The following is a 21,058-nucleotide window of genomic DNA, read 5'->3' as shown; positions in this document are numbered from 1 at the left end:
GGATGAATAGGACCGCGTCGACAAGAGCGCCACATCCTGTGGCATTGTCGACACTAGCACGTCCTGTGCGTCGAAATTTCAAGGCGGTGCAGCTTTGAGTACCGGATCGTATGCAGTAAATACGTGAGGAACGGAGAAGCAAGCCAACGCAGAAATTCGATGTGTCATTTTCACCGGACTTTTTGAACATCTTCTAGAAATACCTTTTTCGATTTTAACATACATTTTTTAGTAGTAAATCTCTTTTTTGAAAATACATATAGATTAAAGGCTACAATTTTAGAGGAAAGAGGGATTCTATGAAAAAAGGGTTCTTATTAATGTTGCTCATTAGTTGTTTTGCATTTTTTACGTTTTTAAGTTCGGCTAGTGCTGCTGGGGAATCAGATTTTACAAAAGCGGTCAATGAAAAATTGAAGGAAATCAATTATTATGCGAACGGCTCTGCAGAAATAGTCAATTCCATCTCAAAGGAAGCTGAAATTACAAAGGTTGTTACACCGGATGATCCGGAGACAAAGGAAAACGAAGAGGAAATTGATACGTATAAAGCAAATGTCGTTGTGGGGCATGTGGCATATAAACTAAAGCGTGACAGCATTTTCTATATCCAAAAGCATGAATTCTTTTATTATGATGTCGACAATCAGGAATTTTTAATGCTAGGAAATTTCCCTGAAGATGAAGAAATTAACGCTCTTTTTAAGGAGTATATGGATGCGGGACATAAAGCTGGGATTTCATTAACATCAAACTTATTGTTCACTTTATTTGTACTCCTTGCCTTTCTTGCTGTTCCTATGTTAATCATGATGTTTCATAATAAAGCCATTCCAGTTCCAATGGTAAGAAATAATAGTGTCATGTAGGATGAGATGCTTTGTCTCATCCTTTTTTATTTAGCGCTCAATTCGAATATACTCTCGCGGCTTGAATTTTGGATAGACCTTAGGTTTCTCTGGTGTTTGTGGAGAATTGATGGTTTGGATTTGAAATTGATGTTGATTTTCTAGTTGGCTTTCTCCATACTCTCTCTTCGTTTGTTCATGAATCACCCATGCTCCTATAAACAGAAAGGCAAAAATAGCGATTGCCACAATTCCTTTTTTTACGTTCACAAGATTTCACCTCTTGCTATTAGCATTCGACTTAATAGGATATTTTATACAGTTTTCTCAAATACAAGTAGGTAATTCCGACTGAATTTTAACTAGTTAGTGACTTTTATAGAAAAATTTTTTAGGTCAAAAAGACGCGTCTCTACATATTTAATAACAACTGAAAAACTTGGTGACACTAGAAGTTGCAAGGCATGCAACTTCTTTATAATTGTTATATAATTCTAGAAGATAAAAAAATAACAAGGGGGTACTGTTTTGTCACTTGTACATTGGGCCATTTTATCTCCATTTCTAATGGCTATCTTTATTCCTTTCTTCCGCAAATATTTGCGAGGGATTCATACAGGTTGGTTTGTACTAATTTTACCTGTAGTCCTATTCTCTTATTTCTTTCCATTCATAAAGGATACGATGAATGGAAACCCGATAATCCGTACTGCAGAATGGATGCCTTCCATTGGCGTAAATTTCACAGCGTACATTGATGGATTAGGACTCTTATTTGCTTTATTGATTACAGGCATAGGGGCATTAGTAGTCCTCTACTCAATCTATTACCTTTCGAAAGAAAAGGAATCCTTACACAACTTTTATGTGTACTTACTCTGTTTCATGGGTGCTATGCTTGGAGTTGTTCTCTCAGATAATGTGATTGTGCTTTATACATTTTGGGAATTAACAAGTCTATCTTCATTTCTATTAATCGGATATTGGCACAATCGTGAAAAATCAAGATATGGTGCACAAAAATCAATGTTAATCACCGTCTTCGGTGGATTAGCAATGCTAGCAGGTTTTGTTTTACTATCAATCATGACTAATACATTTAGTATTCGTGAAATGATTGGACAAGTGGATATGTTACCATCAAATCCACTATTCATCCCTGCGATGCTTTTAATTCTATTAGGCGCTTTTACAAAATCAGCACAATTTCCATTCCATATCTGGTTACCTGATGCGATGGAAGCACCAACACCAGTCAGTGCATATCTACACTCTGCAACAATGGTAAAAGCAGGTATCTATTTAGTTGCGCGCTTGAGTCCTATTTTTGCTGGATCAAGTGAATGGTTTTGGATTATTTCGACCTTTGGCATTATTACCTTGTTCTGGGGATCATTCAGTGCGGTTAAACAAACCGATTTAAAAGGAATCCTTGCGTTTTCAACAGTTAGTCAGCTTGGAATGATAATGTCGTTACTCGGAATTGGTTCAGCAGCTCTTCACTATGATCATCTTGATTCAAATATTTATCTGGCTGCCATAGTCGCTGCAATTTTCCACTTAATTAACCATGCAACTTTCAAAGGAAGCTTATTCATGGTTGTTGGGATTGTCGACCATGAAACAGGTACGCGTGACATTCGCAAGCTCGGTGGATTAATGACCGTTATGCCAATTACCTTTACATTGGCTGTCATTGGTGCATTTTCAATGGCTGGTTTACCACCTTTTAATGGTTTTTTAAGTAAAGAAGCATTCTTTACAGCAATTGTAAATGCAACAACACTTGATGTTTTTAATATGGAAACATTCGGCGTTATTTTCCCAATTCTGGGTTGGGTGGCTAGTGTATTTACTTTCATTTACAGTATGATTCTTGTCTTTAAAACTTTTACTGGTAAAGCACAGTTTGAAAAACTCGATAAAAAACCACATGAAGCACCGATTGGGATGTTAATTTCACCTATTATTCTAGCTTCACTTGTCATAATATTTGGGTTTTTCTCAAACATATTGGCGCCAAGCGTAATCGAGCCTGCTGTGGCATCCATTCTTCCAAGCTTACTTGATGGCGGTTCAAGCTATCATGTTCACTTTGAGTATTTCCACGGATGGAACGCACCACTCTTTATGTCAATTGGAGTCATTGTGTTAGGAACACTTATGTTTCTCACTCTTGCAAAATGGACAGGCATTTATAATGTCTTTTCCAAGCGGTTAACGTTAAACAATCTCTATGACAAAGGGCTTGTCACAATGGAGCGATCAGCTTCAAAGCTTAATGGTTTTTATATGACCGGAGTTATTCGCGACTATTTGGTTATTATGTTTGCGTTCTTTATCTTGGCAATTGGAAGTTCACTCATTATTAAAAATGGATTTGCCTTTGATTTAACACATGTTGCGCCGGTTCGGCTTTTTGAAGCAGTACTAGCATTTGTTCTTGTCGGTGGGGTTGCCACAACGATTTTTGCTAAGTCAAGACTGACCGCAATTATTGCACTTGGTGCAGTTGGATATTCAGTTTCATTATTCTTTGTGCTTTTCCGCGCTCCGGATTTGGCGTTGACTCAGCTAGTAATTGAGACCGTTTCTGTAGCCTTATTTCTACTATGCTTCTATCACCTTCCGAAGCTTCAGAAAAAGGAAAAGCCAATGCGTTTTCGTTTAACAAACCTAATTATTTCATTAGGGGTCGGAACAATTGTAACTTTACTTGCAATTTCCGCAAATAGTACAAGATTGATTGATTCCATCTCAAGTTATTTTGTCGAAAACAGCTATAAGGAAGGCGGAGGTACAAATATCGTTAACGTCATTTTAGTAGACTTCCGTGGCTTCGATACATTGTTTGAAATTACTGTACTAGGCATAGCTGCACTTGGTATTTTTACAATGATCAAATTACGCTTAACAAGGAGGAAAGAAGGATGAAAACTAATGATTTAATCTTACAAACAGCTACAAAAATAACTGTTTTCATCATTCTTGCCTATTCCTTGAATCTCTTTTTTGCAGGGCATAATACGCCAGGCGGAGGATTTATCGGTGGACTGATTTCGGCAGCGGCGATCGTCCTTTTCCTTTTAGCATTTGATATGAAAACAGTTAAAAAAGCCCTGCCTTTCGACTTTAAAAAGGTCGCTGCTCTTGGTCTATTAATAGCAGCATTAACAGGAATGGGTTCATTCTTATTCAATGTACCCTTTTTAAGTCATACCTTTGGTTACTTTGATTTACCAATTTTCGGGGAAACGGAACTTGCCACTGCCGTATTATTCGATACCGGTGTCTATTTAGTTGTTGTTGGAGTAACCTTGACCATTATTCAAACAATCGGGGAGGATGATGATTAATGGAGATTTTAATGGCAATTGTCATCGGAATTCTTTTTACGGCAGCGACGTATTTGATGCTTTCGAAAAGTCTTATTCGAGTAATTATTGGGACAGGTTTGCTCAGTCATGGAGCCCATTTATTGATTTTAACAATGGGTGGGTTGAAGCAAGGTGCTGCTCCCATATTAGTAGAAGGGACGAAGGCTTATGTTGATCCACTTCCCCAAGCCCTTATCTTAACTGCGATCGTAATTAGCTTTGGGGTAACATCGTTTATCCTAGTGCTCGCGTATCGATCCTATCAGGAGCTTGGAACGGATAACATGGATAAATTAAGGGGAAATGATAGCAATGAATAATTTTGTAATCCTTCCAATACTGATTCCTCTCCTGACGGGAATCATACTCATATTTGTAAATAAATATACGAAAGCATCAAGAGTGATAAGCTTATTATCTACAATTCTGACAGTCATCCTGTCATTAATACTTGTCAATCAGGTCTATCATAATGGGATTCAAACCCTTAACCTCGGAGACTGGGATGCTCCTTTCGGTATTGTACTAGTAGCAGATATGCTTGCTTCTTTACTAGTTACAACAGGTAGCATTGTTGTCTTAGCATGTATTATCTATTCATTTAAGAACATCGGAAAAGAAAGAGAACGTTTCTTTTATTATGCTGCTGTACAATTCTTAATGGTTGGGGTACTAGGTGCATTTTTAACAGGGGATATTTTCAACCTCTTTGTCTTTTTCGAGGTCATGCTAATGGCTTCCTATGTTCTAATTGTACACGGTGGGACAAAGCCGCAATTACGTGAATCCATTAAATACATCTTGGTGAACGTGATTTCATCTGCCCTATTTGTTATTGCGGTTGCTTACCTATACGCAGTGACAGGAACAGTTAATATGGCAGATCTATCAGCAAAAATAAGTGAACTAGGACAACCTGGTATTGTGACTGTAATCTCCATCTTATTTTTAGTGGTATTTGGATTAAAAGGAGCCATCTTCCCGTTATTTTTCTGGTTACCGGGTTCCTATAATGCTCCTCCAACACCGATAACGGCCCTTTTTGGAGCATTGTTAACAAAGGTTGGCGTGTATTCCATCATTCGTACATTTACTATTATTTTCTACCATGATACTGGTTTTACACATACCTTAATTGGGATTCTTGCTGGATTTACAATTGTTGTAGGAGTAATCGGCGCTGTTGCGTATTGGGATGTTAAACAGATTATTATCTACAATATATTAACTGCGGTTGGTGTTATTTTAGTGGGTGTTGCAACGTTAACACCAACATCATTGACTGGATCGATTTACTATTTAATTCATGACATGATTATCAAGGCTGCCCTCTTCCTTTTAGTCGGTGCCATGATTGTGATAACTGGTACAAGCAATTTGAAGAAAATGGGAGGCTTAATTAACCATCATCCATATTTAGGCTGGATGTTCTTTATTGCTACTATTTCACTTGCAGGAATCCCTCCATTTAGCGGATTCGTTGGGAAGCTTCTAATTGTAAAAGGAAGCCTTGCTGCAGAGCATTATGTACTGGTTGCGGCAATTTTAATTTCAAGTCTTCTTGTCCTATATTCGGTAATGAAAATCTTCATTAACGGATTCTGGGGTGAAGCAAAACTTAGGAAAGATGAAGAAAAAGGATCAACAAAAGGACTGCTAATTCCGATTACTCTTCTACTTTCACTCTCAATTGCACTTGGATTTGGTGCTGAATGGTTCTATCCGTATATCTCTCAGGCAGCTCAAGACTTGACGGATCCATCCATCTACATCCAAGCTGTTTTAAAGGAGTAGATCTTATGTTGTTGCAATTAGTTTTAAATATTTTTATTGCCGTTTCGTGGATGTTTATTTCGAATGCTTATGACTTTAGTGCCTTTTTTGGCGGATATTTGATTGGGCTTTTACTTATTTTTGTTTTACGTCGTTCCTTCTCACATCGTTTTTACCTTCATAATGTGTGGGCAGTAATTAAGCTGATTTTGATTTTCTTTAGAGAGTTAATTCTTTCAAACTATGCAATTATGAAAGTGGTTGTAAAGCCAAAGCTTGATGTGAAACCTGGGATTTTCGCAATGCCAACTGAACTCACAAAAGATTGGGAAATCCTAACGCTATCAAATCTGATAACATTAACACCTGGAACACTGGTTGTTGATATTTCAGATGATAGAAAAACACTGTACGTCCATGCAATGGACATACAAGACGTTGATGAAGCCATTGATTCAATTAAAAATTCATTTGAAAAAGCAATTATGGAGGTGAGCCGATAATGTTTGAAATTTTACTTAATCTCGCTCTAGTCTTCTTATCGGTTTCAACAATTGCTTATATATACCGTGTTATAAAAGGGCCATCGATCCCTGACAAAGTCATAGCCCTTGATGCAATCGGGATCAATTTAGTGGGAATTACTGCGATTATTTCCATTATCTTACGCTCCAATTCGTTCCTTGAAGTTATATTATTAATAGCGATTGTCGCATTCGTTGGTACCGTCGCTTTTTCAAAATTCCTTGAGAAAGGAGTCGTAATTGAACATGACCGAGATGCTTAAAATTTTATTTGCAGTTATGATCTTGTTTGGAGCGCTTCTAAGCATATTAAGTGCAATTGGGATTGTTCGATTACCTGATGTGTACACAAGAAATCATGCGGTATCAAAAAGTGCGACACTAGGGGTTTTGTCGATCCTCCTTGGAACATTTTTATATTTTTGGATCATTGAAGGCTATATGAACTTTAGGGTGATTTTAGGATTTGTCTTCCTATTTATGACTTCACCTGTTTCTGGTCATTTAATCAGCCGTGCTGCTTATAACTCAAAGGTTCCACTTTGGGAAAAAAGCGCTCGTGACGACCTAAAGGATAAAGAAAAACTTGCAAAAGAAAATATGAGTCAATGAGAAAAAGCGAGGACGATTGGGGTCCTCGCTTTTTTCATTTCTTTAATTTCAAAATGGCCATGGTACAGCGCGATACACAAATGAGATTTTCTTCCTCATCTACGATTTTAATGTCCCAGACCATTGTTGTTTTGCCTTTATGAAGAGGGGTACCGATTGCTTTTACAACACCGTCCCTTTTTGCACGAATATGATTGGCGTTAATTTCGAGTCCGGCACATCCTTCCGTTTCTTTGTCTACCAGATTGTATGTACCGATACTTGCAACAGTTTCCGCTAAAGCAACAGAAGCACCACCATGTAAAACTCCAAATGGCTGGCGGGTACGCTCATCAACTGGCATAGTAGCTATTACCCGTTCAGGTGTCACTTCTTCAATTGTAATACCCAATGCTTGAACTAATGTATTTTCTACCATTTTTCTCCTCCTAAGCTCCCTACTTATTTTCGAATGCCCGACAATGAAATCGAAAGAAGTTTGTCATCATCTTCCTTCGGGTTTCCTCGACCATCCTTGTTATTTGTGATTGTATAGAGTGTGCTGTCTTCTATGTAAACATCCCTCATCCGGCTATTGATATCAAGGATTACTTCAATCCTCCCCGACGCAATTTCATAGCTTCTTACCATAGAGCCACGTAGTGTAGCGATATATAGCTTTCCATTTGCATAATCGATACCAGAAGGAGCCCATGTGTCCTCACCTGTTTGATAAATAGGTGTGACCATGTCTGGCTTTGTTTCACTCCCTTCAATAATTGGCCAGCCATAATTTTTCCCTGGTTCAACTAGGTTAATCTCATCGTGCGCTCTTTGTCCATGCTCGGTGCTGTATAACGTTCCTTTTTCATCCCAGGCAAGCCCCTGTGGGTTCCTGTGACCGTATGTGTATACATACGAGTTAGGAAATGGATTATCATTTGGAATAGAGCCATCGAGGTTGATGCGTAAAATTTTCCCAGCTAGACTTGTTAAATCTTGTGCATTTTCTGGAACCCCAGCATCTCCAGCAGTAACGTAAAGCTTATCATCAGGGCCAATTTTAATACGGCCACCATTATGAATTCTTCCTCCTGGAATACCTTCAAGTAATACCGCCTTTTCCACCCAAGTAGACCCATTTCTTTCTACAAGGATGACGCGATTTAAAATGTTGTCCTCTTCTAGATATGTATGATACATAAATGCATCATTCGAGGTCTGAAAATCGGGAGCTAGTGTAAACCCTAATAGGCCCCCTTCCCCTTGATGCAGGATTTCTTTATGAAGCTTTAGTTGCTGGGGCTTCACCTTTCCAGATGCCTCCTCTATTTCGGATAGTTTTCCAATCCGCTCTGGAATAAAGATGATTCCATCTGTTTTTGTGACCATCCATGGAATCGTTAGATTTATAGCAATAATAGATGGGTTAGAAACCGTTTCTTTTACTGGTCCATCAAGGTTTTCATCCTGTGAACAGCCGACAATGATAGTGAAAATGAGAAACAAAGACAGCTTTTTCATGATCTGTACACCCTCTCAGTGTGAAAACTTTCGTAGCTTCCTCCTCCTTCTTATCTTTACCAATACATACACCATCAACGCCGTAACAGCTACACCAACGACTATATCGTAGTATTTAATAAACGCTTCAATGAACTCTTCCCCTGCAAAATAACCGACTGAAAAGACAATGGAAACCCATACTAAAATAGTGGTATAAAGGGTTAATGCAAATTTTATAAATGAAAATTTACTAAACCCGAATAAGAATGGAAACAGAACTCGAAAGCCGGGCACGAAATAGCAAAATGCTAATGCAAACGTATTGTATTTTTCAATGATTAACAAAGCACGTTCGATTTTTCTTCGCATTTTATTTTGTTTATTCATGAGGAAGACCATGGCATTTCCAGCGGAGCGTCCTAATACATAGCTTGTGGTAACGGCAGCTAGAATTCCAAAGTATGTTACAAAAAAAATCTTCCAAGGTACAAAAACATCCTCTGCCGCAAAAAAACCGATTGTTGATACAATGACTTCATTTGGAATTGGAATCACAAATGCTCCCACCCACAGCCATAAATAAAGTCCGAGATAACCATGTTCTTGGATTATTGATACTACTTCATTTATCTGCAATTTTATCCCGCCTTCATCGGGTACGTTATTCTAGATACTTACCTTTTTCTATTATAAGATTAAATGGATAATATTAGAAACCATTTTATTTAAGGGAGAGGAAAGTGTGGACAAACCCATAGTAATCATTACCGGGGCATCAAGTGGATTTGGTCTTCTAAGTTCAATTGAGTTTTTAAAAAAAGGATTCTTTGTTGTCGCCACAATGAGAGATCTACAAAAAAAAGAAAACATTCTACGTCAACTAAATAATCCGAATTTAGAGGAAAACCTCCAATTTTGTAGGTTGGATGTGACCGATGCTGATTCTTTACATGCATTTCAAACAACCCTTCAAAAGCTTGGTAAAGTCGATATTTTACTAAATAATGCAGGCTTTGCTACAGGTGGTTTTGCCGAGGAAATTTCAATATCGGAATACAAGACCCAGTTTGACACGAACTTCTTCGGGTTGATTGAAGTGACTAAACTTGTGCTACCATTTATGAGAAAGCAAAAAGCTGGTAAAATCATGAATCTTAGCAGCATAAGTGGACAAATTGGATTTCCAGCCATCTCTCCTTATGTTGCATCTAAATATGCATTAGAAGGCTGGTCTGAATCATTGCAACTTGAGGTAAGATCATTTGGTATCGATGTCGCGATTATTGAGCCAGGTTCATTTCAAACGAATATATGGAGGAGTGGTAAAAAGGTAGCAGAAAAGTCGATGCTTCCGACATCTCCCTATCAAGAATTGATGAAAAAAATTGAAGCAAGACTTGAAAAAAACCAAGCTTCTTACGGTGACCCACTTGAAGTAGCCAAATTCATCGTTAAGCTTGCTACAAAGCCCTCCCTCACTAGACTTCGTTACCCCGTAGGGAAAGGAACAAGATTGACCATTTCCCTTAAAAATTTACTTCCTTGGAAGATGTGGGAAGGAATTGTTCTTAAGATGTTAGGAATTGATAGGAAGTAGGGCTTTACTACCCTTGGAATGCACCCTTATCCCAAAAATTACATATATTGTAAGGGAATTTCGATAAGGGAGGTCTACCGTTGTATCATCATCCGTTTATCTATGGACGTCAAGGACCGCCAAGAACTGTTTTGTATCCAGGATACTACTCAAACCTTACAAGACATTCTGTTTTTCCTGACTCAGTGTCGTATTACCCATACTCATATTATCGTCAATTTCCAGAAGTTGACCCAACTTTATTTAAGGAATCCGCAGAAGAAATGAGAATTCTCATGAAGGATGCAAGCCTGATATTGGCTAAATTAGCTGATTCTAAAGAGTTTGCGAAAAAAGTAATGGCTGCTGCACAGGCATCAAATGACCAGGAAGTAGATCGACTGCTAAAAACAACAGGCATTCAGTCGAAAGTGAAAGCAACCTTTAATCCTGATGGTTTAATTCTTCACTTGGAAGCAAGTGTAAAAGGCTCTAAATCCAGTGTATTAACTATTTCATTAAGATGGCGATAAAGAACAACCAATTTGAACGAAGGTAAAAATTTGCCTATCGTTCTTTCTTGATTACAAGAATGAAATTTAGACGGTTTAGGACATGATAAAACACGAGGAGGTAAAATAAATGGAAGATAGAAATAGAGATACACTAAGATATATACAAAGCAAAGAAGAACAACTCGTGAATCAGCTGGATCCAGAGTTAGACCTTCGTAATATAAATTTCGCAACTGGCGAAAATGAATATTTAAACGAACGCTACGAGGATTATTCTCTCGATCATTAAACGAATTCATGGAGGAAGTTAGATGGCGAAAAAAGAAAGACTTAACGAAGAAGCTGCAGTAAATAACAACTTAACTTCATCTACGTATTCAAAAAACAAAACGGCGAAGAAGAAAAATGGGGCCAAATAGGTTGTGCCCCGTTTCTAGTTTGCTTCAATCGAAATTTCTTTTAACCTGCTATAGGCTTCCTCTTTATTGAACGATGAGTACCATCTAAAATTGGCGTCATCTAGGATACGATAATGTTGACTTATCATATTTTGTTGGAGACGAAACCTGCCTTCCTTTTCGAGATCCTTCCACCATATTTTACCACCCATTGTACGTTCTTTTGCACGATCAATCCCATTTCGTCCAATAATTTCAATAACATCGATAGGGTCACCGCCTAGAGTTGTTTGGATAATCTCACTATCGCGAAATAATGCACATACAGCTACGATAATTGTCCATCCCGCTTCAATTCTTCTTTTTTCAATTTGCACCAACGTCTTTTTTGAAATCCCCAAAATCTCAGCCATTTTATCCTGTGTATATCCTTTTTCTGTTCGAATTAACTTCATTTTTTCAGAGAGTATTTGAGTCAATTGTTCCTTATCCATATATAATCACCTTTTTAATCATTAAGCTTTTCTTTCTAAGAGAAAGCCAAAAACCTTAGTGTAATTTTACACTAAGGTCTACAAATTCGCAATTTTTTGTGTTTCGACTTAATAGATCAATTTCAAACCACTTATAAAAATGATGATCCCTATCACCGTTTGTAGGGGTTTCATCGGAACCTTTGCGGATAAAGAGCTACCAATAATTACTCCAGGGATTGAACCACATAGCAAATTCGTCACTAAAAGAAAGTCAACATTCCCAAAACCCACATGAAAAATGCTGCTTACTGTAACTAAAATAAATGCATGTGCAATGTCTGTTCCAACCAACTCAGAGGCTCGTAATTGATAAAATAACAACATCGCAAGTGCAAAAAGCGAACCAGAACCAACGGATGTTAATCCGACAATAAATCCAAGGATTGCCCCTAATAATATTGTGGCTTTTGCTTTATCTTCAATGGGCTTTATACTGTAGGTGCTTTGTGAAAAACGAGAGCTAAATAATGTCTTTACTACAGTCGCAATAGCAACCATCATAAGGACATAACCGAGGGCATGCTTCACAATTTCTCCTTGCAGGAGTTTATCTCCACCAGCAAAGTGTAATGTAGTAACGGCTATAATTGCACTAGGAACACTACCTAAAGCCAAATATTTCACAAGCTTAAAATTGATTGTTTTCTGCCGAAAATGCTGAACAGATCCAAAGAATTTGGTGATGGAGTTATAGAGAAAATCTGTTCCAACTGCAATTAGTGGATTGATACCAATTAAGATTAAAAATGGGGTCAATAATGCCGCTCCTCCTACGCCTGTTAATCCGACCAAAAACCCGACAAAAAGGCCCATTAATACAATTCCAATACTCATTCCGACCGCTCCCAACATTTTCGGATATGGGCATTATATTTACAGGACTACCTTTTTGACACATTTTTCTTGCAATGGACAAAAAAAATATTTTTTAACTATAACAATTTTTAAAAAGGAGTGGATGTTCATTTAACGGTTTCATATTGAAAAGGAAATCATCTACCACTAGTTTATCAACCATTTTAAATGCATATGACTCATCTTTTTATTTGTTAACTTCATTAAATTTTATGTTGACATATAATCTTTCTTGTTTTACGATTTTGTTAACTATAAATTTACGGAGGTTAACATATAATGACAGCAGTTTCAAAACCACGAATTCGAGCAATAGAAATTACATATGTAGGGATGTTTGCAGCGCTAATGGCAATAGGTGCAAACATTACTTCAATGGTTCCATTTTTACAGGTTGCTGGGGTTCCATTAACCATGCAAACCTTTTTTGCCGTATTAGCTGGACTTCTACTCGGGAGTCGATTAGGAGCCATTTCGATGATTGTCTACATGCTCATTGGGATGGCAGGAGCACCTGTTTTTTCAGGATTTGAGGCAGGAATCGCACCTATCATTGGAAGCACTGGTGGATTTATTTTATCATTTATTCCAACAGCCTATTTTGCTGGTAAAGTAGTTGAACACTCAAAGGCGACCCCAACATTAAAAACATTTATGGTTGCTGCGTTTGTTGGTCTCTTCATGAACTATTTCATCGGCACAAACTATATGTACTTTGCCTTAAATTTTTGGTTAGAGGTTAAAATGAGCTATGGAGCAGCGTGGACAGTTATGGCTTGGTTCATAGTGAAGGATCTCGTATTCACCATTTTTGCCGGAATTATTTCACCAAGAATTTATCGCACAGTAACAAAAAACTCAGTGAATCATCTTTCAACAAAAGCCTCTTAAAAGTGAAAATACCCCCACGATTGTTCGTGGGGGTATAGTTTTATAGGAGAATGGCTGCAATCCAGCCAAAAATAATAAGTGGAATATTATAGTGTAAAAATGTAGGTACACAAGTATCCCAGATATGATTATGCTTACCATCGACATTAAGCCCAGCGGTAGGACCGAGTGTACTATCTGACGCAGGTGAACCCGCATCTCCTAAAGCTGCTGCGGAACCCAGGATGGCAATTGTCGCCATCGGACTAAACCCAAGCTCCATGCATAAAGGAACAAAAATCGTCGCGATAATTGGAATCGTTGAAAAAGATGATCCTATTCCTAATGTGATTAAAAGACCGACGATTAACATCATTAAAGCAGCAAATGCTTGGTTTCCATTCATTAAGGATGCTGACTGCTTAACAAGCTCTTCCACATCCCCTGTTTCATTAATAACAGCAGCAAACCCGGATGCTGTTATCATGACAAAACCAATGAAAGCCATCATTTTCATTCCGCCTGTTATCACTTCGTCAGCTTGATTTACTTTCATAGAGCCACTGAAATAGAGAACGATGATTCCGACCAAAGCTCCAAAAATCATCCCATCTACATCAAATACTTGTGAAAGTGTTAACTGAACGGTTAATGTAGCAAGTACAGAAATGAGAGCGAAAGCAATGCTCTTTTTAGTATAAGTTGCTTTTGAATTCGATTTATTTTCAATTTCAATATTTTTATATATTTTAGGTTTACGATAGGAAAAAAAGATTGCGATTAGTAATCCAACAACCATCCCTGCAGTTGGAATTAACATTGCAACAGGGATATCTTTTTTCGCAACTTCTAGCCCGCTATCGAGCATATATTGCTGTAAGAGTCCGTGGAAAATCTCTCCAAATCCTACTGGGAGTGCAATATACGGTGCTGTTAAACCAAACGTAATAACAGAAGCAATCAATCGACGATCGATTTCAAGCTCATTAAAGACCTTTAATAAAGGTGGAATTAAAATAGGTATAAATGCAATATGAACAGGTACTAGGTTTTGTGATGAAATAGAAATGGCTAAAATGATAAAAATGATTAAAACCTTGGAATAAGTTTTACGTTTACTATCCCCTTGCTGACCAACCATTTTGATGGCTAAAGCTACCATGGCATCTGGTAGGCCAGTTCTTGATATAGCAACTGCAAAACTACCAAGCAAGGCATAGCTCAATGCTACAGTGGCATTACCGCCTAAACCATCTGTAAAGGTAGAAACAGTCGATGCAAGGTCCAGGCCACCTGTAAGTCCCCCAACAATCGCCCCCACTGCAAGAGCAACGACAACATTTATACGAAATAAGCTTAGTATAAGCATAACGAGAACGGCTATAACAACTGCATTCATGATGAAAACTCCTTCTAGTAATAGTTAATTAGTTTTTACTTTAGTCTGGTAAATTGGTAGAGAATTAAAATACCTAGACTACAATATCATATGATGGGAGATAACGTCAATGGTATTTTTTGCGAGAGAAGGTACATTTAGAAGAAAAAAAGAAGCCTACGCTCGGTAGACTTCCTTCCTAATTATGATTCTACAGTTATACCAAATCTTTCTACTAAAGTTGCAAGTGTGCGGACCATAACCCCGGTTGCACCTGCAGGACCTAAGTCATGAGCACTTGTAGTAGTTGCCGTTCCAGCTATATCAAGGTGTACCCAAGGTGTACTCTCTGCGAATTCACCAAGGAATGTGCCTGCAAAAATGGCATGTCCATCTCTTCCTGGTGAATTGTTCAAGTCAGCCACCTGGCTCTCCCGAACACGCTTCTTATGATTTTCTGTAATTGGTAGACGCCAAATTGGCTCGCCGGCTTCTAATGAAGATTCCAACACTTCTTCAAAAAAGGCTTCATTATTTGTCATTGCGCCAGTTATATCATTTCCTAAAGCAACAATTACTCCACCCGTTAAGGTTGCCACATCAACTAAATAAGAGGCACCGTGGAACTTAGCATACGTAATTCCGTCCGCTAACGCTAAACGACCTTCAGCATCTGTGTTTAGGATTTCAATTGTTTTACCATTCATCGATGTCACGACATCATCTGGTTTAAACGCATCACCACTGATCATGTTATCAGTTGATGGGATGACAGCTACAACATTTTTTTCCGGTTTTAGTTCACCAATAATCTCCATTGCTCCTAAAACAGCAGCAGCTCCACCCATGTCTGATTTCATACCAACAATGCCGTCCTTTGGTTTAATGGAATAACCGCCTGTATCAAAGGTAATCCCTTTTCCAACTAGGCCAATGACATCCTCCCAGTTATCGGTTCCCTGATATTTAAGGACAATCATTTTGGGAGGCTCCACAGAACCTTTATTTACGGCTAAAAGAGCACCCATCCCTAACTTTTCCATCTCTTCTTTTTCAAGGATTTCAACTTCAAACCCGTATTTCATTCCAAGTTCAGTTGCATAATTTGCTAAATCTGTAGCCGTTAGCATATTACCTGGTAAATTTACAAGAGTTCTCGCAGAGTTTGTCCCTTGTCCATAAGTAAATCCTACTTTTAAACTTGCTTCGACCTCATCTACTTCATCTTTTGTGTAAACAACTACATCTTCAATTTTCTTTTCTGGTTCATTTGATTTTTGTTTATAATCTGCAAATTTATATGTAGACAATGCAATTGCTTCTCCAAATGCATGTGCAACATCATGAACCTCTAGCTTTTCTGTTACAAAGGAATCTAACTCAACCGCAAAGCTTTCGATTTTTGCTTCATCGATTGCTTTAACAGCCTTTCCAAACGCTTCTCTGAGTGATTCAAAGGATTGGTCATCCTCCTTACCAAGCCCGAGAAAGTACACTCGTTTAATGGGGGCCTTTCCTAATGTATGTACTTTAGATACAATACTTTGCTTCGTTGATATGTCTCCTTCTTTTAACAGTACTGTAATTTGACCGTCCATTAATGTATCAATTTCGTGAGTGAGCCCAGTTGTTTTTTGATTCTTCGCATATAAACCAATGAGTATTGCTTCATGAGTATCTTGTACCTTAATTTCATTTTTTACTGTAAACACATTAACACCTCCAACTTATTTTTACCTTTTTATTATAAACTTCGGGACACTAAATTTCATCTGAAGAAGATTCATTTTGCAGACATTCGCAAATTCTTTTATAATAACAGTAACAATTGGCGAACATGCTGGTTTTTAAAAGATTATCCTATCAACTAAAGAGAAAAAAGTGCATTCTAATGAGAGGACGTAGTTTACATGGAGCTTTTTACTAATTTCCCCCTTTGGGCCGCACTTGCTGCAATTGGATTTGCGCAGTTTGTTAAGGTCCCGCTACATTTTTTTGTGACTAGAAACGTTGATTGGTCCCTAATTACGAGCACTGGTGGTATGCCAAGCTCCCATTCAGCGGCTGTAACAGCTTTAACAACAGGAATTGCCCTTGAGCAAGGAGTCGGTTCTCCTTTTTTCGCAATATCTACTGTTTTTGCCGTAATTGTCATGTTCGATGCTTCCGGTGTTCGCAGACACGCTGGTGAACAGGCTACCGTTCTCAACAAACTTGTTGCAGACTTTCAAAAATTTGCGGAAGATGCAAAGCTATGGCCAAGGCTTGATGAAGAAAGAAAACGAAGTGAGTTAAAAGAATTATTAGGTCATAAACCCATTGAAGTATTTTTTGGTGGTTTGACAGGGATTTTATTAACATTCTTACTTTATGTTTTATAAAACAAAAATGGCTAATCATTGCGATTAGCCTTTAACTTTTTTCACCTAATATTTGTTGTCGAAATACCTGCATGGATTTATCCTCATTCATGGCAGCAATTTCTTCTTCTGATATTTTACCGTCACCCATTTTGATTACATAGACATCGAGGGTTCTTTTCCCCCATTTATTATAAACATCATGAACAGTTTCATAATACAAGTCAATTTTATTTCCTTTAATCGCCCCACCTTTATCGGCAACCACACCATACCCATAATCAGGGATAAACAGGATGGTTCCAATTGGAAAGACATTTAAATCGGCAGCGATGGTAGAATACAGATCACGCTTGACCTTTACACCAGAGTAAGTGATTCCATAGGAAGGGTGATTGGCATCTTTACCTGTCGATTCAACTCCCGCTGTGTATCCAGTTGCAACAACTGTTTTTGTCGGGTATTTTGAAAAATCAATGGCTTCTTCGATTGGTAGTGTACTTTCAACACTCGAAGCCAAGACCACATTATTTCCTTGAATGCGCAACATCAATTTGGAGGCCAATCCGACACTTTTGATTACAACTGTTTGCGATTTCTTTTTCATTTGGTCGCCTGCCCAGTTTGTAAGGTCTTTCGTCTGCACTCCGGAAAAAGATTGGAACGTAGTGAATAGTGCGAATGTAACTAACACCGTCATTACACTTCTTCTTATAATTGTGTTTAGATGAAACACATTTTTCCACTCCTCTCACGACTCTATTTCTTTCCAATTCGGTTAGAAATTATTCGTTTTTAGGTGGAAAATAATTCATGTATAAAAAAGAGACGTAAGGATTTCTATCACAGAATCCTTACGTCTCTTTCAACACAATTATATGGAAATGGTTTTCTAAAACATTCTGTATCCTTTTTTTCGGAGGAGCTTAATGACTACTCCCGATAAAACTGCGCCAGCAAGACCGCTAAGTAAAATCGCAATATCTAAAGGAGCTAAAGTCATAATGCTATTCCCTAAAGAGCGAAAAGCAGTTCCTGGTGATGTAAAATAGTCGAGAAAGGAAACCTCTTGAATAATGGCCAACCCAATTACCGGGTAGATAATAGCCATAATCCACGACATCCGTAAAAGCATGTTAAGAATAAATCCAATTCCAAAAAATAAAACGAAAAACAACAGCATCGAAATTAATAATATCGGTAAAAAACTGAATGACATGGTACCTCTCCTCCAGTAACAAATGCGCAAGCGCCTTGATCAGCCCTGACAAGCACAAGACGAGATGGCTGGAAGGTTGTACTTTGACCTTCTTGACAGATTGGCTTGTGACCTCGAGGGGCTAAGCGCTGGAGCTGGACGCACAAATCCCTTCCTAGTGTACTAAAGGGATGGAACGTAAGTCAATTGATTTTACTCTGATTATATGGACAAATAGTGAAAAAGGAATGCGAGTCTCCCCACATTCCTTTTAGATTACCTTATAAAAATTTCAATTTACCTTTTTTAAGAACGAGTGATGGACCACCAACGATGAAGAGTGCACGATTGTCGATTACTTTCTTCATGAATGCTGCTTTGGATCCCCAAATCTTTCTACCGAATACAACTCCGATTCCATCATGCTCGCCAAGTGAACATACTGTTCCTTTATTATCGAACGTAAATTCACCAAGCTCACCTTGACCACGAACAAGAACTGCAATGTTTTTCGCCACTAATGCACCTTGTTGCATAGCAATTTGTGCAGTTGGTGGGTATGGACGATTAATTTCTTCGTTAATAACTAGTGAGCTATCACCAACAAAGAAGATATTGTCATGTCCTGGTGCGCGAAGCTGCTTATCAACCTTCACACGTCCACGCATTGCTTCAAAACCAGATGCATCGATTACGCTGTTTCCACGAACACCCGCTGCCCAAACGACAGTGCTAGCTTTAATTTCTTCAGTCACATCATCTTTCCCAACGATGATTCCATCAGGTGTTCCTTCTTTGATTGCAGTACCAATCTTGAATTCTACACCTTTTTTCTCTAAGTGGTTAACTGCATATTCAACTAATTCAGGATCGAAGCCTGGTAGCGCAGTTGGAGCAGCCTCCACACAGATGATTCTTACTTTATTTTGATCAACATCATATTCACGGCAAAGCTCAGGAACTCGGTTAACTAGTTCTCCTAAAAACTCAATTCCAGTAAATCCAGCTCCACCAACAACGATTGTAAGACGGCTATCGTTTTTTTCCTCTTCTGTATTATAAGTTGCAAATTGATATTCAATATGCTCTCTAATTTGACGAGCAGTATTTACGTTTGAAATCGTAAATGCATATTCTTTTAAACCTTTAATACCAAATGTTTCAGATTCTCCGCCCAATCCAACAACTAAATAATCGTATTCAACCTGTGAATCATCTTCAAGGATTACACGTTTTCCTTCGGTGTCAATCTTTGCTACAGAGCCTTTTACAAACTTAACTTTATGTCCACTAATTACATCTTCAATTTGATAACGTACACGATCCGCATGTAAAGTTCCCGCAGATGCTTCATGTAACCAAGTGGTTTCATAGTGATAATCATTTTTATTAACAAGTGTAATATCCGCTTCATTTACACCTAATGTTTTTTGTAGGTTAACGATAGTAGTTAATCCACCGTATCCTGCTCCTAAAACGACGATTTTTGGCTTTCTCACTGTAATCACGCCCACCTTTTCTTTTTTTGCAGTAGAAATTTAGCTATTCCTATTTTCAACTGCAAGCTCTGATTTTATTGATAAAATAGTTTGTGATATCTTTCACGTAAGATACCATGACTGGACATAAAAAATTACGACATTTGTCAAAAAGTTTTACTATTTAATATCCATATCCTATAATAGGACTTTTATATTGATATTTCAAGTACTTCAGGGGCATTTTAAAACTTAAGAATATTAAAAAAACAATAGTTTTTGACGTTTGTAAGAAAAAAGTCATTTTATCGACTAAAAATTGCCATATTTGGAATAAAAAAAGCTAGGCTCGAATTAAGCCTAACTTTTTATTTAACAATTTTCAGGTGTTCCAGATACTTTAGCCGTACGGAAGGAAGAACCACATCCACATGATGCAATAGCATTTGGGTTATCAATGGTAAATCCTCCACCCATTAGGGATTGTTTGAAGTCTATTTTTACACCATTTAAAATCGGAGCATCTTCTTTATTGATGAGGATCTTAATTCCATGTTGTTCATCATGAAGGTCTTGTTCGTTTTCTTCTTGTTCAAAGCCCATTCCGTATGAAAGCCCACTACAACCGCCACCTTTAACAGCAACACGTAAGAAGGATCCTTCTTCTTCATTTTGTTTCATCATATCTTTAATTTGGAAAGCTGCTGCCTCGGAAATATTAACGACATGATCTGTCATCCTCGTAACCTCCCTCTTTTTTAAAATCAGGTTATTACTATAAGTATAATGTTAAATTGAATTTGATACAAATAATCCGTTTCGTACAAAATTTTCTTTTTCTTTAAGTTTAAAACAAGAATTTTTTGACCACAATGGGTCTATCCCCCGTTTTTTTAGAAACTCTTCATTATCTAATGAAGGGTTTTCTTTTTGTCAAAAACAAGAAAAAGCAGTATGGTGACTGCTTTTTTCGAAATATATATTTAATGTTAGAACATTGGGTTCTCTTCTAAATAGGTATAAATATTTTTAACTAGCTCTTCTGCTGTTTCACCAGTAACTACATCCCCATTTACAAGAGCATAAAGTGACTCAAAACATTGACCACAATAGCTTAGGCATCCATACTCGATCACATCAAGATTTGGATCTTGTTCGAGGATTTCCTTTGCCTTCTCGGAGCCACTCGCCAAATTACTAACACAAAATTCAATGATAGGATTCACTGGTTTTTTCACCTCACTACAACTACCTATCGTACTCTCTTTTTATCCA

General features: G+C 37.8%; 26 protein-coding genes. 13 read left to right on the top strand and 13 right to left on the bottom strand.

The features are described 5' to 3' along the window. The first annotated feature begins 299 nt into the window (after positions 1-299). The gene (locus DZB84_RS14575) at positions 300-869 is read left to right on the top strand and encodes a hypothetical protein (RefSeq protein ID WP_116352998.1); all 570 of its coding nucleotides are present in this window, start codon (positions 300-302) and stop codon (positions 867-869) included. A 30-nt stretch (positions 870-899) separates the two neighbouring features. On the opposite strand, the gene DZB84_RS14570 is transcribed toward DZB84_RS14575, so the two are convergent. Then, positions 900-1,118, bottom strand: coding sequence for a hypothetical protein (locus DZB84_RS14570; RefSeq protein ID WP_116352997.1), 219 nt, complete (start codon positions 1,116-1,118; stop codon positions 900-902). Between the two features lie 258 nt (positions 1,119-1,376). On the opposite strand from DZB84_RS14570, the gene DZB84_RS14565 reads away from it, so the two are divergent. Genes DZB84_RS14565 through mnhG form a run of 7 tightly spaced genes read left to right on the top strand, consistent with a single transcriptional unit; the run spans position 1,377 to position 7,134 of the window. Beyond that, positions 1,377-3,782: a Na+/H+ antiporter subunit A gene (locus DZB84_RS14565; protein WP_116352996.1), complete on the top strand. Its 2,406-nt coding sequence runs from the start codon at positions 1,377-1,379 to the stop codon at positions 3,780-3,782. After that, positions 3,779-4,204, top strand: coding sequence for a Na(+)/H(+) antiporter subunit B (locus DZB84_RS14560; protein WP_116352995.1), 426 nt, complete (start codon positions 3,779-3,781; stop codon positions 4,202-4,204). Before DZB84_RS14565 ends, DZB84_RS14560 begins: the two co-directional genes overlap by 4 nt. Next, positions 4,204-4,545, top strand: a complete 342-nt coding sequence (locus tag DZB84_RS14555) for a Na(+)/H(+) antiporter subunit C (RefSeq protein ID WP_116352994.1) — start codon at positions 4,204-4,206, stop codon at positions 4,543-4,545. Before DZB84_RS14560 ends, DZB84_RS14555 begins: the two co-directional genes overlap by 1 nt. Continuing rightward, positions 4,538-6,019, top strand: coding sequence for a Na+/H+ antiporter subunit D (locus tag DZB84_RS14550; protein ID WP_116352993.1), 1,482 nt, complete (start codon positions 4,538-4,540; stop codon positions 6,017-6,019). The genes DZB84_RS14555 and DZB84_RS14550 overlap by 8 nt, the downstream gene beginning before the upstream one ends. 5 nt (positions 6,020-6,024) lie before the next feature. Further along, on the top strand, positions 6,025-6,501 hold the full coding sequence (locus DZB84_RS14545) for a Na+/H+ antiporter subunit E (RefSeq protein ID WP_116352992.1): 477 nt from the start codon (positions 6,025-6,027) through the stop codon (positions 6,499-6,501). Continuing rightward, entirely contained in the window at positions 6,501-6,785 is a 285-nt protein-coding gene (locus DZB84_RS14540) for a Na(+)/H(+) antiporter subunit F1 (RefSeq protein WP_116352991.1), read from the top strand. The genes DZB84_RS14545 and DZB84_RS14540 overlap by 1 nt, the downstream gene beginning before the upstream one ends. Beyond that, on the top strand, positions 6,769-7,134 hold the full coding sequence (gene mnhG, locus DZB84_RS14535; protein ID WP_116352990.1) for a monovalent cation/H(+) antiporter subunit G: 366 nt from the start codon (positions 6,769-6,771) through the stop codon (positions 7,132-7,134). The genes DZB84_RS14540 and mnhG overlap by 17 nt, the downstream gene beginning before the upstream one ends. Before the next feature lie 34 nt (positions 7,135-7,168). Here mnhG and DZB84_RS14530 read toward each other — a convergent pair whose 3' ends face one another. Genes DZB84_RS14530 through DZB84_RS14520 form a run of 3 tightly spaced genes read right to left on the bottom strand, consistent with a single transcriptional unit; the run spans position 7,169 to position 9,255 of the window. Continuing rightward, positions 7,169-7,552, bottom strand: a complete 384-nt coding sequence (locus DZB84_RS14530) for a hotdog fold thioesterase (RefSeq protein WP_116352989.1) — start codon at positions 7,550-7,552, stop codon at positions 7,169-7,171. Positions 7,553-7,575: 23 nt separating this feature from the next. Beyond that, complete coding sequence (locus tag DZB84_RS14525) at positions 7,576-8,637, bottom strand: PQQ-dependent sugar dehydrogenase (RefSeq protein WP_116352988.1); 1,062 nt, start codon at positions 8,635-8,637, stop codon at positions 7,576-7,578. 15 nt (positions 8,638-8,652) lie between these two features. Beyond that, positions 8,653-9,255, bottom strand: coding sequence for a DedA family protein (locus DZB84_RS14520; protein WP_189655255.1), 603 nt, complete (start codon positions 9,253-9,255; stop codon positions 8,653-8,655). Between the two features lie 106 nt (positions 9,256-9,361). On the opposite strand from DZB84_RS14520, the gene DZB84_RS14515 reads away from it, so the two are divergent. The 3 genes from DZB84_RS14515 (at position 9,362) to DZB84_RS24950 (ending at position 10,999) form a co-directional block, all read left to right on the top strand. Further along, positions 9,362-10,216 (top strand): oxidoreductase, encoded by an 855-nt coding sequence (locus DZB84_RS14515; protein ID WP_116352986.1) that lies wholly within the window; start codon positions 9,362-9,364, stop codon positions 10,214-10,216. An 80-nt stretch (positions 10,217-10,296) separates the two neighbouring features. Continuing rightward, a complete protein-coding gene (locus DZB84_RS14510; protein WP_116352985.1) occupies positions 10,297-10,728 on the top strand; it encodes a YuzC family spore coat inner layer protein in 432 nt (143 codons plus the stop codon). A 109-nt stretch (positions 10,729-10,837) separates the two neighbouring features. Then, the gene (locus DZB84_RS24950; RefSeq protein WP_189655254.1) at positions 10,838-10,999 is read left to right on the top strand and encodes a hypothetical protein; all 162 of its coding nucleotides are present in this window, start codon (positions 10,838-10,840) and stop codon (positions 10,997-10,999) included. 144 nt (positions 11,000-11,143) lie between these two features. Here the strand turns inward: DZB84_RS24950 and DZB84_RS14505 are convergent, their stop codons facing one another. Both DZB84_RS14505 and DZB84_RS14500 read right to left on the bottom strand, forming a co-directional pair. Further along, the gene (locus DZB84_RS14505; RefSeq protein ID WP_116352984.1) at positions 11,144-11,602 is read right to left on the bottom strand and encodes a helix-turn-helix transcriptional regulator; all 459 of its coding nucleotides are present in this window, start codon (positions 11,600-11,602) and stop codon (positions 11,144-11,146) included. Positions 11,603-11,710: 108 nt separating this feature from the next. Next, complete coding sequence (locus DZB84_RS14500; protein ID WP_116352983.1) at positions 11,711-12,478, bottom strand: sulfite exporter TauE/SafE family protein; 768 nt, start codon at positions 12,476-12,478, stop codon at positions 11,711-11,713. A gap of 300 nt (positions 12,479-12,778) precedes the next feature. On the opposite strand from DZB84_RS14500, the gene DZB84_RS14495 reads away from it, so the two are divergent. Continuing rightward, positions 12,779-13,390, top strand: a complete 612-nt coding sequence (locus DZB84_RS14495) for a biotin transporter BioY (RefSeq protein ID WP_116352982.1) — start codon at positions 12,779-12,781, stop codon at positions 13,388-13,390. 40 nt (positions 13,391-13,430) lie between these two features. On the opposite strand, the gene DZB84_RS14490 is transcribed toward DZB84_RS14495, so the two are convergent. Then, positions 13,431-14,768: a Na+/H+ antiporter family protein gene (locus DZB84_RS14490; RefSeq protein WP_116352981.1), complete on the bottom strand. Its 1,338-nt coding sequence runs from the start codon at positions 14,766-14,768 to the stop codon at positions 13,431-13,433. 182 nt (positions 14,769-14,950) lie between these two features. Then, positions 14,951-16,459 (bottom strand): leucyl aminopeptidase, encoded by a 1,509-nt coding sequence (locus DZB84_RS14485; RefSeq protein ID WP_116352980.1) that lies wholly within the window; start codon positions 16,457-16,459, stop codon positions 14,951-14,953. 198 nt (positions 16,460-16,657) lie between these two features. On the opposite strand from DZB84_RS14485, the gene DZB84_RS14480 reads away from it, so the two are divergent. Next, complete coding sequence (locus DZB84_RS14480; protein WP_116352979.1) at positions 16,658-17,128, top strand: divergent PAP2 family protein; 471 nt, start codon at positions 16,658-16,660, stop codon at positions 17,126-17,128. A 31-nt stretch (positions 17,129-17,159) separates the two neighbouring features. Here the strand turns inward: DZB84_RS14480 and DZB84_RS14475 are convergent, their stop codons facing one another. From DZB84_RS14475 to DZB84_RS14455, 5 genes are all read right to left on the bottom strand, one after another. Next, positions 17,160-17,843 carry a 3D domain-containing protein gene (locus DZB84_RS14475; RefSeq protein ID WP_411266267.1) on the bottom strand — a complete coding sequence of 228 codons (684 nt, stop codon included), beginning with the start codon at positions 17,841-17,843 and terminating at the stop codon, positions 17,160-17,162. Positions 17,844-17,999: 156 nt separating this feature from the next. Then, a complete protein-coding gene (locus DZB84_RS14470) occupies positions 18,000-18,326 on the bottom strand; it encodes a YuiB family protein (protein ID WP_116352978.1) in 327 nt (108 codons plus the stop codon). Between the two features lie 260 nt (positions 18,327-18,586). Beyond that, the gene (locus DZB84_RS14465; RefSeq protein WP_116352977.1) at positions 18,587-19,813 is read right to left on the bottom strand and encodes an NAD(P)/FAD-dependent oxidoreductase; all 1,227 of its coding nucleotides are present in this window, start codon (positions 19,811-19,813) and stop codon (positions 18,587-18,589) included. A gap of 342 nt (positions 19,814-20,155) precedes the next feature. Further along, positions 20,156-20,521, bottom strand: a complete 366-nt coding sequence (locus tag DZB84_RS14460) for a HesB/IscA family protein (RefSeq protein WP_116352976.1) — start codon at positions 20,519-20,521, stop codon at positions 20,156-20,158. A gap of 251 nt (positions 20,522-20,772) precedes the next feature. Then, positions 20,773-21,009 carry a YuzB family protein gene (locus DZB84_RS14455; protein ID WP_116352975.1) on the bottom strand — a complete coding sequence of 79 codons (237 nt, stop codon included), beginning with the start codon at positions 21,007-21,009 and terminating at the stop codon, positions 20,773-20,775. Between the last annotated feature and the right edge of the window lie 49 nt (positions 21,010-21,058).

The organism is Bacillus sp. HNG (genome assembly GCF_003400205.1).
Taxonomy (GTDB): Bacteria; Bacillota; Bacilli; order Bacillales; family Bacillaceae_L; genus Ferdinandcohnia.
This window is presented reverse-complemented; position numbering and strand designations above follow the sequence as displayed.